This window comes from Burkholderia orbicola (assembly GCF_900100915.1).
GTDB lineage: Bacteria > Pseudomonadota > Gammaproteobacteria > Burkholderiales > Burkholderiaceae > Burkholderia > Burkholderia orbicola.
The window spans coordinates 449,096-461,974 of the sequence record NZ_FNKW01000001.1 but is presented as its reverse complement, the minus strand read 5'-3'; the positions used below and the strand labels follow the sequence as shown (position 1 = coordinate 461,974).

Genomic DNA, 12,879 nt, shown 5'->3' with positions numbered 1-12,879 from the left:
ATGCGGCACTGCCCGACGACGCTTAATTAGTGGCCGTCGCCGCGCATTTCAAGAGGGAATCTGCAGTCCGCGTCGACGCCTGCGCGCGGGATTCGATGCGACAATCGCCGCGGCATATCCGCAGACCAACCACACGGGACAACCATGGACATTCGACGTATCGCGATCGTCGGCGCCGGCGTGATCGGCGCAAGCTGGGCCGCTTTCTACCTGACGCAGGGCTTCGACGTCGTCGCGACCGACCCGGCCCCGCAGGCCGATGCACGGCTGCGCGACGCGCTCGCCGCATTCCTCGGCGAGCGGGCCGCCGAGCTTTGCGCGCGGCTGTCGTTCGACGCCGATCTCGTGCGCGCGCTCGACGGCGTCGACTTCGTGCAGGAGAACGGCCCCGAGCGACTCGACCTGAAGCGCGCGCTCTATCGCCAGATGGACGACGTGCTGCCCGCGCACGTGCCGATCGCGTCCAGCTCGTCGGGCCTGAAGATGTCCGAGATCCAGACGGCCTGCGCGAAGCATCCGGAACGCTGCCTGATCGCGCATCCGTTCAATCCGCCGCACCTGATCCCGCTCGTCGAGCTGGTCGGCGGCGACGCGACCAGTCCGGACGTGATCGCGCGCGTGAAGCAGTTCTACGATGCGCTCGGCAAGCAGACGATCGTGCTGAACAAGGAGATGACCGGCCACGTCGCGAACCGGCTCGCGGCCGCGCTGTTCCGCGAGGTGTATCACCTGGTCGGCGAAGGCGTCGTGAGCGTCGCCGATGCGGACAAGGCGGTCGCGTGGGGGCCGGGCCTGCGCTGGGGGCTGATGGGGCAGTGCCTGACCTATCACCTCGGCGGCGGCGCGGGCGGGATCGCGCACTTCCTCGAACACCTGTCGGGGCCGATCACGAGCTGGTGGGACGACCTCGGCACGCCGTCGTTCGATCCGGAAGTTGATCGCAAGCTGACCGACGAGCTGCGCGCGATCCAGGGCGAGCGGTCGATGCAGGCACTGGCAGCGGAGCGCGATCGGCTGCTCGTCGAACTGATCGACGCGCGACGCCGCAGCTTCCTGCCCTGATCCTGATCCGGTCGCGCGCAGCGGCGCCACCGGTCATTGCTGCGACGTCGCCTGGCTGGCGGGCGGCACGTGGGCCAGCCAGGCCGGGCTCGCGGCCTGTACGAGTTCGCGGTTGCGTGCGCGGGTCGCGGCGTTCGGCGGATAGTTGCCGTCGTTGGTCGGCAGTTCGCCGTCGAGATAGGCCTGCTTGAGCTGGTCGATGACTTCCGCGCGCGTCAGGCCCTGCGTGGGAGCCGATGCGTCGGTCTGGGCAAAGGCGGGGGACAGCAGCGCGGCTGCGGCGGTCGCGACGGCGAATCGCAGGACGTTTTTCATGGCGGGCTCCGATCAAGGGGACGGGGTACCGGACGCGCGCGGCGATGCGCGGTGCGTTCGGATGGGTCCCATTGTCGCGAGCGGATGCTGCGCGGACGATGACGCGTTCCGGGCAAAGCCGTCAGGTGCGACCACGCCCGCGCCCGTGTGCGATGCGCGCCGTGCCGTTACAACTCGGCCGCCGCCGTGATCAGCGTGGCTTCGAGCGCGAGCGTGGAGCGCGACGCGGCCGCCGGGCGATCGACCACGTATTCGAGTTCGCCGAGTTCGGGTAGCCCCGCGTCGAGCCGCGCGAGCCCGGCCGGGATCACGTAGCCGGCGAACGCGCTGACGCCGAGCCCCGCGCTCGCGGCCGCCCGCAGCACCGCGATGCTGCTGCTCACGACGGCGATCCGGTAAGGGCGCCCGACGGCTTCGAGCGATTCGAGCACGCGGCGGCGCGACACGCTCGGCTCCGGATGCATCGCGAGCGGCAGCACGGCCTCGTGGCCGGTGATCCGCGAATCGGGGCCGGTGCACCAGTACAGCGGTTCGCTGCGGATCACGCGGCCGCGCCGGCTGCCGGCGATGCGTTTCGCGAACACGAGATCGTGCCGGCCTTCGTCGAGCGCGTCGAACAGGTCGCCCGACAGCCCGGTCGAGATCGCGAGCTCGACGTCCGGGTTGCGCTGCACGAAGCTCGCGAGCGCGGCCGTCAGGTGCGCCGACGCGAAATCCTCCGACATCGCGAGCCGCACCTTGCCCGACAGCGGCGGCCCGCAGACCGACGTGACGGCCTCGTCCATCAGTTCGAGGATGCGCACCGCGTAGCGGAACAGTGCGTCGCCGTGCTGCGACAGGTGCACGTTGCGCGTGTCGCGCTCGAACAGCGGCCGGTCGAGCAGCTCCTCGAGGCGGCGGATATGCTGGCTGACGGTCGACTGCGACAGGTTCACGCGCTCGGACGCGGCGGTGAAGCTGCCGGACTGGGCGACGGCGACGAAGCTGCGCAGCAGTTCGGGCGGTAACGGACGCATTGCTAAATCCACTGAATCGGTTTCGACAACTTCATAAATGGCCGGATTATGCGGCGCTAGTATCGGATCACGCGCCAGTGCGGCCTCCGCCAACGAGGGGCACCAGACGCGTAGCCCGTGTCGCGCCGCCGGCTGCATCGGTCAGTCTAAGCCATCCGGCGTCCGGCCCGAATCCGCATCATCCCATCGACCCCGAGAACGTGCTCGCACGACGAGCCGCCGGGCCGCGGCGCCCCGCCGCAGGAGACAGACAGTCCGCCCGGGATCGGCGTGCGGGCCTGACTCCCGCATGCGTCAGGCGCCCGTCACGAAGAGACTGGAGACGACTCATGATCATCTACGGAACCGCGCTGCTGGCGTTCTGCCACCTGGCCGGACTGTTCCTCGGCGACCTGCTCGGCAGCGCGATCGGCGTGAAGACCAACGTCGGCGGCGTCGGCATCGCGATGCTGCTGCTGATCTGCCTGCGCCTGTGGCTGCACCGGCGCGGCTGGCTGCCGAAGGAGACCGAGGCGGGCGTCGGTTTCTGGGGCGCGATGTATATCCCGGTCGTCGTCGCGATGGCCGCGAACCAGAACGTCGTCGCCGCGCTCAAGGGCGGGCCGGTCGCGCTGCTGGCCGCCGTCGGCGCGGTCGCGATCTGCGCATGCTGCATTGCGGTACTCGCGCGCACGGGGCGCGACGACACGGCCTTCGCGGGCGTGCCGCAATTCGAAGAACAATAACGGAGGCCGCCATGCTGCAGATGCTCGAAAAAACCGTCGCCCACAACGGGCTCGTCGCGTCGTTCGCGCTGGTCGGCCTGATCATGTGGCTGTCGTCGATCGCGTCGCGCAAGCTCACGTTCGGCCGCGTGCACGGCTCGGCGATCGCGATCGTCATCGGTCTCGTGCTCGCCTACGTCGGCGGCGCATTCACCGGCGGCGAGAAGGGGCTGGCCGACGTCAAGCTGTTCGCCGGTATCGGCCTGATGGGCGGCGCGATGCTGCGCGATTTCGCGATCGTCGCGACCGCGTTCGAAGTACAGTCGACCGAGGCGCGCAAGGCCGGGCTCGTCGGCGTCGTGTCGCTGCTGCTCGGCACCGTGCTGCCGTTCATCGTCGGCGCGTGCGTCGCGCGCGCGTTCGGCTACACCGACGCGGTCAGCATGACGACGATCGGCGCGGGCGCCGTCACCTATATCGTCGGGCCCGTCACCGGCGCGGCGATCGGTGCGAGCTCCGACGTGATCGCGCTCAGCATCGCGACCGGGCTCGTGAAGGCGATCATCGTGATGGTCGGCACGCCGGTCGCGGCCAATTTCATGGGCCTGAAGACGCCGCGCTCCGCGATGATCTTCGGCGGGCTGGCCGGCACCGTCAGCGGCGTGAGCGCGGGCCTTGCCGCGACCGATCGCCGGCTCGTGCCGTACGGTGCGCTGGTCGCGACGTTCCATACCGGCGTCGGCTGCCTGCTCGGGCCGTCGGTACTGTTCTTCACGACGCGCGCGCTGGTCGGCGCGTAGGGCCCTGCGACGCGGCCCGCGCGCGGGCCGCATCCATCGCCGCGTCCTCTGAGTCGCATTCTGCAACATCATCAATCGGCGGCGGCGCCAGGCTTAGAATGCCGCTGAACCCTCGAAGCGGAGAACTGTTCATGACCGGATGGAATCACGCGCGGCAGGCGCGCGATGCACGCCTCGCGGCCGGCGCGGCATACGCGCAGGGCAAGCGGGTCGATGCGCGCGACACCGTCGCGTTGCTCGAAGCGGTGCTGCGGCCCGGCGATCGCGTGTGCCTCGAAGGCGACAACCAGAAGCAGGCCGATCTGCTCGCCACCGCGCTCGCCGACGTCGACAGCGCGAAGATCCACGACCTGCACATGGTGCAGTCGGGCGTCGTGCTGCCCGAGCATCTCGACGTGTTCGAGCGCGGCATCGCGAAGCGGCTCGACTTCGCGTATTCGGGCCCGCAGTCGCAGCGCATCGCGAAGCTGCTGTTCGGCGGCAAGATCGCGCTCGGCGCGGTGCATACCTATCTCGAACTGTTCGCCCGCTACTTCATCGACCTCACGCCGCAGGTCGCGCTGATCGCGGCCGTGAGCGCCGATCGCGACGGCAACCTGTACACCGGCCCGAACACCGAGGACACGCCGACTGTCGTCGAGGCCACCGCGTTCAAGGACGGCATCGTGATCGCGCAGGTCGACCGCATCGTCGACAAGGTGCCGCGCGTCGACATTCCCGGCGATCGCGTGCATTTCGTCGTCGAGGCCGGCCGGCCGTTCTACGTCGAGCCGCTGTTCACGCGCGATCCGGCCGCGATCACCGAAACGCAGATCCTCACCGCGATGCTCGCGATCAAGGGCATCTACGAACCGTACGGGATCAAGCGTCTGAACCACGGAATCGGCTTCAACACGGCCGCGATCGAGCTGCTGCTGCCGACCTACGGCGCGAAGCTCGGGCTGAAGGGCAAGGTCTGCACGCACTGGGCGCTCAATCCGCACCCGACGCTGATTCCCGCGATCGAATCGGGCTGGGTCGAGCAGGTCCACTGTTTCGGCTCCGAGGTCGGGATGGACGACTACATCCGCGCGCGCTCCGACGTGTGGTTCACGGGCCCCGACGGGTCGCTGCGCTCGAACCGGGCGTTCTGCCAGACGGCCGGCCTCTATGCGTGCGACATGTTCATCGGCTCGACGCTGCAGATCGACCTGTCCGGCCATTCGTCGACGGTCACCGCCGAGCGGATCGCCGGCTTCGGCGGCGCGCCGAACATGGGCAGCGACGCGCGCGGCCGGCGTCATCCGAGCGAGCCGTGGCTGAAGGCCGGCGCGGAAGCCGACCCGGACACGCCGGCGGCGCTGCGGCGCGGCCGCAAGCTGGTCGTGCAGATCGGCGAGACGTTCGGCGACAAGAACGTGCCGATGTTCGTCGAGAAGCTCGACGCGCTGAAGCTCGCCGACAAGCTGCAGCTCGACCTCGCGCCGATCATGGTCTACGGCGACGACGTCACGCACATCGTCACCGAGGAAGGGATCGCGAACCTGCTGATGTGCCGCGACAAGGACGAACGCGAGCACGCGATTCGCGGCGTCGCCGGCTATACCGACGTCGGCCGCGGCCGCGACAAGAAGCTGGTCGAGCGGCTGCGCGAACGCGGCGTGATCCGTCGCCCGGAGGATCTCGGTATCGATCCGCTCGACGCCGACCGCCGCTGGCTCGCCGCGCGGTCGATCAAGGATCTGGTGCACTGGTCGGGCGGGCTCTATGCGCCGCCGGCCCGGTTCCGCAACTGGTGAGGAAGAGGGCATGGAACAGTTGAACTATCGCTTCACCGCGCGCGAACGCGCGAAGGGCGAGCAGGCCGCGGCGCTCGTCGGCGTGGTCGCGTCCGGCAATCTCGAAGTGCTGGTCGAACGCGTGCTGCCCGGCAATGAATGCGAGATCGACATCCGCACCGCGGCCGTCGGTTTCGGCGCGGTCTGGCAGGCGGTCGTATCGGACTTCGTCGAACGGCGCACGCCGGGCGGCCTGAAGCTGTCGATCAACGACGGCGGCGCGCGGCCCGACATGGTGTCGCTGCGGCTCGCGCAGGCCGTGCGCGCGATCGAGGGAGACGCATGATGAGCGACGTGATCCACGATGCGCCGGCGTTCGTCGCGAATGCGGCGAGCTGGTACGAAGCGTCGGCGCGGCAACGCATCGACGGTCTGCTCGACGCGGGCAGCTTCACGGAATTCCTCGGGCCGGCCGAGCGCGTGACGAGTCCGCACCTGCCGCTGTTCGCGCTGCCGCAGCAGTTCGACGACGGGATGGTGGTCGGCCACGGCCGGCTCGATGGCAAGCCGGTGTTCGTCGCCGCGCAGGAGGGCCGCTTCATGGGCGGCGCGTTCGGCGAGGTGCACGGCGCGAAACTCACCGGGCTGCTGCGCGCCGCGCGTGACGTCGGCAAGCCGGTGTTGATCCTGTTCGATACGGGCGGCGTGCGGTTGCAGGAAGCGAACGCGGGCGAGCTCGCGATCGCCGAGATCATGCGCGCGCTCGTCGACGCGCGGGCGGCCGGCGTGCCGGTGATCGGGCTGATCGGCGGGCGCGCGGGCTGCTACGGCGGCGGCGGGTTGCTCGCTGCGTGCTGTTCGGCGCTCGCGGTGTCGGAGCAGGGGCGCATCAGCGTGTCGGGGCCTGAAGTGATCGAGACCAATCGCGGCGTCGAGGAATTCGACTCGAAGGATCGCGCACTGATCTGGCGCATGATGGGCGGCAAGCACCGGCGCTTGATCGGCGGCGCCGATCGTTACGTGGCCGATACGCCGGACGCATTTCGCGCGGCCGCGCTCGACCTGATCGGGCGCGCGCCGACGTTCGATGCGGCGATGCTGCGTGAGGAACAGGCGCGTCTCGAAGCGCGGGTCGAACGGTTCGGTGCATGCAAGGATGCGCTCGATGTGTGGCGTGCGCTCGGGGCTGATGAGCCGGAAGCGATTCCGGGTATGCCCGACGATGAATTCGCGAAGCTCGCCGACCAGTTACAGGAGCAGAAATGAAACGACCCCCACGCTCACTTCGTTCGCTGCCCCCCGAGGGGGCGCCTGCCTCCCTTGGGGCGGCCCGGCGGGAGGCAGCATGACGCTCGATGAAGTACTGAACTCGCTGTTTCCCGCGGGCCATTCGATTGTGCGCAATGGCGGCTTGCTGACGGGCCACGCGGAACTGGCCGGCACGCGCGTCGACGTGATCGGCGTGGCCGACCGCCTGCCGTTCGGCATCGACGAGGCGCTGACGCTCGCGTCGTCCGTGCTCGACACGGTCGCGCGCGGCGGCGACACGCCGATCCTCGTGCTGGTCGACAGCGACAGCCAGCGGATGAGCAAGCGCGACGAACTGCTGGGCCTGAACGAAGGGCTGTCGCATCTCGCCAAATGCCTGATGCACGCGGATCTCGCCGGACACCGGACGATCGGCGTGCTGTACGGCCACACGGCCGCCGGCGCGTTCATCGCGACCGCGCTTGCGACGCGCACGCTGCTCGCCGTGCCGGGCGCCGAGCCGGAGGTGATGGACCTGCCGTCGATGTCGCGCGTGACCAAGCTGCCGATCGACGTGCTGAAGGAGATGGCGCGTTCGACACCGGTGTTCGCGCCGGGGCTCGACAACCTCGTGAAGATGGGCGCCGTCGACGCCGTGCTCGATCCGTCCCGCGCGCTCGACGCGCAGGTCGGCGAATGGCTCGGCAAGCCGGCCGAGCGCATCGACCGGCGCGCGGCGCGCGGCCGGCCGGTCGCGACCGACGTCGCCGCCCGCGTCGAGGCACTCGCGCGTGCCGCACGCTGAGCTGCCGCTGCGCCGCCACACGCTCGTCACGCTGACGGCGGGCGGGTGGGGCGCGGCATTCGCCCGCGACCCCGCGCTCGCGGGTGATCCGCTCGTGCGCGCATGGGCTGAACGCGATTGGCCGCTGATCGTGCGTCGCGCGTCGCCGGACGAAGCCGATGCTGGCCGCGTGCCGCTCGGCCTGCCGCTGCCGCCGTCGGCGGGCAAACGGCGCATCGCGCTGAACGTGGCCGCCGACGCGCTCGCGACGGTCGGCCCGCTGCCGACCTTGACGGACGGGCTCGCCGCCGCGCCCGCCGCGTGGCATGCGCCATTGCGCGAACTCGATGCGCTCGGGGCGCGCTGCGGCGTGCAGGGCCGCGTGTTCGGCAGCCTCGCGTGGCAGGCGCTGACGGGCGAGCCCTACCTGAGCGCATCGTCCGATCTCGACATCGTGTTGCCGCTACCGGACCCCGTGTCGCTTGCGCCGTTGCTCGACGGTCTCGCGGCGATCGACGCGCGCGCGCCGATGCGCATCGACGGCGAGCTGCTGCGCGACGACGGTGCAGGCGTCAACTGGCGCGAACTGCATGCGCGCTTGCCCGAAGTCGCGGTGAAGACCGCGATTGCGGTCGAATTGATGCGCGCCGATGCCTTCACCGGAGGCCCGCGATGAACGCACGGGCTGCCTGCCGCGTAGCGGCGCCGTCCGATGCCGAACGCATCGCGGCGCTGGCCGAGCGCAGCCTCGTGCTCGAGATCGACACCTATCCGAAGCCGGGCCTGGTCAGTCACGTCGACACCGGCAGTCATACGGACATGGATGCCGCGACGTTCGCGCGCAGCGCCGCCGTGCTGCGGCCGTACTTCGCGGAACTCGCCGATGCGGGCGCCCGCGACGCGGACATGGCCGTGCTGCGCAAGATCGGCCTGCGTGCCGAGCACGCGATGCTCGCCGCGACCGGCGGCGTCAATACGCATCGCGGCGCGATCTTCGGGCTCGGGCTGCTGTGCGCGGCTGCCGGCCGGCGCGCGCTGCCGGGCGCGGTGCCGGCCGGAATGACGCTCGGCGCGTTCGTATCCCGCCGCTGGGGCGTCGAGATCCTCGGCGGCCCGCGTTTGCCGGACAGCCATGGCGAGCGCGCGAGCCGCCGCTACGGTGTGGGCGGTGCGCGTCGCGAGGCGGCCGACGGCTTTCCGACCGTGTACGCGGTCGGATTGCCCGCGCTGCGCCGCGCCCAGCGCGACTTGCCGGACGATCCGGAAGCCGCGCGGGTCGCCGCGTGCTTCGCGCTGATCGCCGCGCTCGACGACACGAATCTGCTGCACCGGGGCGGGCAGGCCGGCCTCGATTTCGCCCGCGCGACCGCCCGTGCCTTCGTCGCGCGCGGCGGCGTGCGGGTGCCCGACTGGCGGCTGCGCGCGGCGGCCGCGCATCGGGCGTTCGTCGCACGCCGGCTGAGCCCGGGCGGGGCGGCCGACCTGCTCGCGATGAGCGTGTTCGTCGATGCGCTCGAAGCCGAAGGGCACGCGCGATGACGCTGGCCATCCTGTGTTCGGGGCAAGGCGCGCAACGCGCCGACATGTTCGATCTGACCGGGTCGGCGCCGCAGGCCCACGCATTGTTCGCGCATGCGGGCCGGCTGCTCGGCGACGATCCACGCACGTGGGTCCGGCAGGCCGGGCCCGATGCGCTGCGGGAAAACCGGGCCGCGCAGATCCTCTGCACGGTCCAGGCGCTCGCGGCGGCCGCGCTGCTCGATGCGGTGTGGCCGCGCCGGCGTTGCGTCGCCGGCTACAGCGTCGGCGAGGTCGGCTCGTGGAGCGTCGCGGGGATGATCGACCCGCACGACGCGCTCGACCTGGCCGATGCGCGTGCACGCGCGATGGATGCCGCAAGCGGCGGCGACGAGCGGATGGTGTTCGTGCGCGGCCTGGCGCGTTCGCAACTGGCGCAGCTGTGCGACGGTCGCGACGCGGCCATCGCGATCGCGAACCCGGGCGATGCGTTCGTGGTCGCGGGGCGGCACGCCGATGTCGATGCGGTGGCCGACGACGCGGCGCATGCCGGCGCGCAGCGCGTCGCGCCCGTCTGCGTGCGGATCGCGTCGCACACGCGCCGGCTCGCGGCTGCCGTGCCGGCCTTCCGCGCGACGCTGGCCGTGACGCGCGTGCGCCGGCCGCTGCCCGGCACGCGGCTGTTCTCGGGGATCGACGGCGCGTCGGTGCTCGATGTCGACACGGGCCTCGACAAGCTCGCGCGGCAGATCGCGGAGCCGGTCGAGTGGGCGAGTTGTCTTGCCGCGTGCGTGGAGGCGGGCGCCACCGCGTTTCTCGAACTCGGTCCCGGGCGCGCGCTGGCCGAGATGGCCGGCGGCGCGTATCCCGCGTTGCCGGCGCGCAGCCTCGCGGATTTCCGTTCCGTCGACGGCGTGACGAACTGGCTCGCGCGCGTCGCGCCCGGCTGATCGACGGGTTGAAACCCGGCTCGAAACACAGCGTCCGGGCACCGGTTCGGCACTGTGTGTTGCGCCGGCGCAGCAGCGTCGCAGCCGCCCCTTGCCACGCGAATTGGCGTCGCTACAATGGCGCCCGCCATGAGACCAGCCGCCTTCTTCCTCGCCGCGTTCTGCTGCGCGACGAGCGTCCACGCCAGCCAGATTCTGTCCGACGCCGCATCGGTCGGCACGTACTTTTCGTATGACAACGCGGCGGCCGACGCGACCGTCGATCTGATCGAACAGGCGCAGCGCCGCGTGCTGCTGGCCGGCTATACGCAGGTGCCGCCGGCTGTCGCGAGCGCGCTGCGCGCGGCCCGCGCGCGGGGGATCGAGGTGCGCGTGGTGCTGGTGCGCCCGCCGCGTGCGGGCAGGTACAGCGGCGCCGGCTATCTGAAATCCGCGGGTATCGACGTCGCGATCGATTCGCGGCATGGCGGCCCCGCGTCGCGTTTCGTGATCGTCGACGACAGCGTCGCGCTGACGACGCTGTCCGACGGCGCGGCCGAGCAGGCCGACACGGTCAACGTATTCCGGCGCGCGCCCGAACTCGCGCAGTCCTACGCGCAATCGTTCTGGCGGCTGTACCGGCAGGCCGGCGGCCTCTGACCCTTCCTGCGGCGCATTGCGCGCCGGTGTGACCCTGCTTGCATCGGCGCGACCGATGAACCATCCTCGTTGACAGGCGCCGGCGCGGCTTTCGCGCATCGGCGCAATGGCAGGGAGTCGATCGTGATCGAAAGCAGTTTTGCCGATCGCGCCGATGCCGGTCGCCAGCTGGCCGACGCGTTGCGCGAATACGCGGGGCGAAGCGATGTCGTCGTGCTCGCGTTGCCGCGCGGCGGTGTGCCCGTCGCGTATCCGGTCGCCCGTGCGCTGCGCGCGCCGCTCGACGTGCTGGTCGTGCGCAAGCTCGGCGTGCCGTTCGACCCCGAGCTCGCGATGGGCGCGATCGCGACGGGCGGCGGGACGCATTTGCAGCGTTCGGTGATCCGCGACATGGACGTATCCGATGCACAACTCGCCGACGTGATCGCGCGCGAGACGGCCGAACTGCATCGTCGCGAGGCGCTGTATCGCGGCGCGGTGCCGCCGCTGGCGGTGGAAGGGCGCATCGCGATCGTGGTCGACGACGGCGTCGCGACCGGCGCATCGATGCGCGTCGCGCTGCAGGCGCTGCGCGAGCGTCACCCGGCGCGCATCGTCGCGGCCGTGCCGGTCGCGCCGGCGAGTGCCGTGCATGCGTTCGACGGCCTGGCCGATGCATTCGTCACGGTGTCGCAGCCGGCGCGGTTCTTCGGGATCAGCCAGTTCTACGCGCACTTCGCGCAGACGAGCGACGACGAGGTGCGCGCGCTGCTCGACGCGGCGCGCCCGTGATGCGGCGTCAGGTTTGCCGGTTTCGGCGCGGGCGCGGTCGGCCGGCTTCCGCGAGCGCGAACACGCGCTGCAGCGCCGGATGAACGTTGCCGTGCCAGCGTGGCCCCGTAAACAGCCCGTAGTGATCGCAATCGTCGATGTCGACGCGATGGCGCTCGTCGGCCGAGAGGCCGCTGCACAGATCGAGCGCCGCATGCGTCTGCCCGGTGCCCGTGACCCCGTCGCGGGCGCCTTCGACGGTCAGCAGCGCGACATCGCGCAGCGCGGCCGGTTCGACGCGGCGGCCGTCCACATGCCACGCGCCGGCCGCGAGCAGCATGCGCTGAAACACGACGTCGACCGTGTCGAGAAAATAGTCGGCCGGCATGTCGAGCAGCGCCGTGTATTCGCGCAGTGCCCGCCGGGCGTCGGCGAGCCCGGTCATGTCGAAGCGGGAAGCTGCCAGCGCGTAGGTCTCGATCAGCGTCAGGAAGCGTTGCGGATACAGGAGCGCGATCTCGCCCTGTTGCAGATAGGTCGGGAACACGTGGCGGCCATGCCCCGCGAAGCCGGGCGGCACGATGTCGATCAAATGGCGCCGGCACCAGTCGAGCGAATGGGCCGCGGCCGCGGTGCCGAGCGCGCTCGGGTTCAGGCGGGCATCGATCGGGCCGCCGATCAGCGTGATACTCGCGGGCGGCGCGAGGCCGCGCGCGGCGCGCAGCGCCAGGGCGCCGAGTGCCGGTACGGTCGCCTGGCAAACGGCAACGACGTGCAGCGGCCGCTCGTCGTGCTGGAGGGTGCCGACGAAGCCGTCGAGCATCGCGACGTATTCGTCGAGTCCGAAACGGCCTGCCGCAAGCGGCACGTCGCGCGCATTGCGCCAGTCAGTCACGCAGACGTCGCCATCGGCGAGCAGCGTTTCGGCGGTTTCCCGCATCATCACGGCCGCATGCCCCACGAGCGGCGCGCACAGCAGCACCGTGCGGTGCGCATCGGCATGCGCGAAGCGCCGCAAGTCGCAAAACGGCGTGTGCGCGACGATCTGCTCGCTGACGGCGGGCCACGCGAGGTCGAAGCCCGGCGGCGCGGCCTGCGGCCCGAGCAGCGGTTCGAACAGGTCGTCGTAGCACGACGACGCGGCGTGCGGCAGCGACGCCGCGGGCCATGCGTCGAACGCGTATCGCGTCGCCGCGCGCCATGCGCGCATCCATTCCCGCTGCTGCTCGACGACGGCATACCACATGGCGGACCCTGGGGCGGAAGGAGCGTGAACCTCCATTATGGTCATAGCGGCCGGGCAGCGGGAGCCCGATGTACGGCCGGCTGATGCGCG

At 70.9% G+C, this 12,879-nt stretch carries 15 protein-coding genes; 12 read left to right on the top strand and 3 right to left on the bottom strand.

The window, feature by feature from the left end; translation table 11 throughout:
* The first annotated feature begins 144 nt into the window (after window positions 1-144).
* Window positions 145-1,062, top strand: a complete 918-nt coding sequence (locus BLS50_RS02095) for a 3-hydroxyacyl-CoA dehydrogenase NAD-binding domain-containing protein (protein WP_006476368.1) — start codon at window positions 145-147, stop codon at window positions 1,060-1,062.
* A gap of 33 nt (window positions 1,063-1,095) precedes the next feature.
* Here the strand turns inward: BLS50_RS02095 and BLS50_RS02090 are convergent, their stop codons facing one another.
* Together BLS50_RS02090 and BLS50_RS02085 are read right to left on the bottom strand one after the other, a co-directional pair.
* On the bottom strand, window positions 1,096-1,377 hold the full coding sequence (locus BLS50_RS02090) for a DUF4148 domain-containing protein (RefSeq protein WP_074800382.1): 282 nt from the start codon (window positions 1,375-1,377) through the stop codon (window positions 1,096-1,098).
* 167 nt (window positions 1,378-1,544) lie between these two features.
* Window positions 1,545-2,393 carry a LysR substrate-binding domain-containing protein gene (locus tag BLS50_RS02085; RefSeq protein ID WP_074800379.1) on the bottom strand — a complete coding sequence of 283 codons (849 nt, stop codon included), beginning with the start codon at window positions 2,391-2,393 and terminating at the stop codon, window positions 1,545-1,547.
* Window positions 2,394-2,722: 329 nt separating this feature from the next.
* Between BLS50_RS02085 and madL the strand changes: the two genes are divergently transcribed.
* The 11 genes from madL to BLS50_RS02030 all read left to right on the top strand — a co-directional run bounded on the left by madL (window position 2,723) and on the right by BLS50_RS02030 (window position 11,564).
* Complete coding sequence (gene madL, locus BLS50_RS02080; protein WP_006485307.1) at window positions 2,723-3,118, top strand: malonate transporter subunit MadL; 396 nt, start codon at window positions 2,723-2,725, stop codon at window positions 3,116-3,118.
* An 11-nt stretch (window positions 3,119-3,129) separates the two neighbouring features.
* Window positions 3,130-3,897 carry a malonate transporter subunit MadM gene (gene madM / locus BLS50_RS02075; protein ID WP_074800376.1) on the top strand — a complete coding sequence of 256 codons (768 nt, stop codon included), beginning with the start codon at window positions 3,130-3,132 and terminating at the stop codon, window positions 3,895-3,897.
* 131 nt (window positions 3,898-4,028) lie between these two features.
* Window positions 4,029-5,675: a malonate decarboxylase subunit alpha gene (gene mdcA, locus BLS50_RS02070; protein WP_027808884.1), complete on the top strand. Its 1,647-nt coding sequence runs from the start codon at window positions 4,029-4,031 to the stop codon at window positions 5,673-5,675.
* Window positions 5,676-5,685: 10 nt separating this feature from the next.
* Complete coding sequence (mdcC, locus tag BLS50_RS02065) at window positions 5,686-6,000, top strand: malonate decarboxylase acyl carrier protein (RefSeq protein ID WP_006485317.1); 315 nt, start codon at window positions 5,686-5,688, stop codon at window positions 5,998-6,000.
* Window positions 5,997-6,920, top strand: coding sequence for a biotin-independent malonate decarboxylase subunit beta (locus BLS50_RS02060; RefSeq protein ID WP_074800373.1), 924 nt, complete (start codon window positions 5,997-5,999; stop codon window positions 6,918-6,920). The genes mdcC and BLS50_RS02060 overlap by 4 nt, the downstream gene beginning before the upstream one ends.
* Window positions 6,921-6,999: 79 nt before the next feature.
* Window positions 7,000-7,707 (top strand): biotin-independent malonate decarboxylase subunit gamma, encoded by a 708-nt coding sequence (gene mdcE / locus BLS50_RS02055; protein ID WP_074800371.1) that lies wholly within the window; start codon window positions 7,000-7,002, stop codon window positions 7,705-7,707.
* Entirely contained in the window at window positions 7,694-8,362 is a 669-nt protein-coding gene (mdcG, locus tag BLS50_RS02050) for a malonate decarboxylase holo-[acyl-carrier-protein] synthase (RefSeq protein ID WP_074800368.1), read from the top strand. Before mdcE ends, mdcG begins: the two co-directional genes overlap by 14 nt.
* Entirely contained in the window at window positions 8,359-9,225 is an 867-nt protein-coding gene (mdcB, locus tag BLS50_RS02045) for a triphosphoribosyl-dephospho-CoA synthase MdcB (RefSeq protein ID WP_074800365.1), read from the top strand. The genes mdcG and mdcB overlap by 4 nt, the downstream gene beginning before the upstream one ends.
* Window positions 9,222-10,154, top strand: a complete 933-nt coding sequence (gene mdcH, locus BLS50_RS02040; RefSeq protein ID WP_074800362.1) for a malonate decarboxylase subunit epsilon — start codon at window positions 9,222-9,224, stop codon at window positions 10,152-10,154. Before mdcB ends, mdcH begins: the two co-directional genes overlap by 4 nt.
* A gap of 117 nt (window positions 10,155-10,271) precedes the next feature.
* Window positions 10,272-10,793, top strand: coding sequence for a phospholipase D-like domain-containing protein (locus tag BLS50_RS02035; protein ID WP_027813635.1), 522 nt, complete (start codon window positions 10,272-10,274; stop codon window positions 10,791-10,793).
* Window positions 10,794-10,916: 123 nt separating this feature from the next.
* A complete protein-coding gene (locus BLS50_RS02030; RefSeq protein WP_074802746.1) occupies window positions 10,917-11,564 on the top strand; it encodes a phosphoribosyltransferase in 648 nt (215 codons plus the stop codon).
* 7 nt (window positions 11,565-11,571) lie between these two features.
* On the opposite strand, the gene BLS50_RS02025 is transcribed toward BLS50_RS02030, so the two are convergent.
* Complete coding sequence (locus BLS50_RS02025; protein WP_074800359.1) at window positions 11,572-12,789, bottom strand: polyhydroxyalkanoate depolymerase; 1,218 nt, start codon at window positions 12,787-12,789, stop codon at window positions 11,572-11,574.
* Window positions 12,790-12,879 lie beyond the last annotated feature (90 nt).

Excerpts from the sequence above, each read along its gene's own strand:
- BLS50_RS02095 (WP_006476368.1), top strand. The coding sequence starts at position 145 with ATGGACATTCGACGTATCGCGATCGTCGGCGCCGGCGTGATCGGCGCA.
- BLS50_RS02090 (WP_074800382.1), bottom strand. The coding sequence starts at position 1,377 with ATGAAAAACGTCCTGCGATTCGCCGTCGCGACCGCCGCAGCCGCGCTG.
- BLS50_RS02085 (WP_074800379.1), bottom strand. The coding sequence starts at position 2,393 with ATGCGTCCGTTACCGCCCGAACTGCTGCGCAGCTTCGTCGCCGTCGCC.
- madL (WP_006485307.1), top strand. The coding sequence starts at position 2,723 with ATGATCATCTACGGAACCGCGCTGCTGGCGTTCTGCCACCTGGCCGGA.
- madM (WP_074800376.1), top strand. The coding sequence starts at position 3,130 with ATGCTGCAGATGCTCGAAAAAACCGTCGCCCACAACGGGCTCGTCGCG.
- mdcA (WP_027808884.1), top strand. The coding sequence starts at position 4,029 with ATGACCGGATGGAATCACGCGCGGCAGGCGCGCGATGCACGCCTCGCG.
- mdcC (WP_006485317.1), top strand. The coding sequence starts at position 5,686 with ATGGAACAGTTGAACTATCGCTTCACCGCGCGCGAACGCGCGAAGGGC.
- BLS50_RS02060 (WP_074800373.1), top strand. The coding sequence starts at position 5,997 with ATGATGAGCGACGTGATCCACGATGCGCCGGCGTTCGTCGCGAATGCG.
- mdcE (WP_074800371.1), top strand. The coding sequence starts at position 7,000 with ATGACGCTCGATGAAGTACTGAACTCGCTGTTTCCCGCGGGCCATTCG.
- mdcB (WP_074800365.1), top strand. The coding sequence starts at position 8,359 with ATGAACGCACGGGCTGCCTGCCGCGTAGCGGCGCCGTCCGATGCCGAA.
- mdcH (WP_074800362.1), top strand. The coding sequence starts at position 9,222 with ATGACGCTGGCCATCCTGTGTTCGGGGCAAGGCGCGCAACGCGCCGAC.
- BLS50_RS02035 (WP_027813635.1), top strand. The coding sequence starts at position 10,272 with ATGGCGCCCGCCATGAGACCAGCCGCCTTCTTCCTCGCCGCGTTCTGC.
- BLS50_RS02025 (WP_074800359.1), bottom strand. The coding sequence starts at position 12,789 with ATGTGGTATGCCGTCGTCGAGCAGCAGCGGGAATGGATGCGCGCATGG.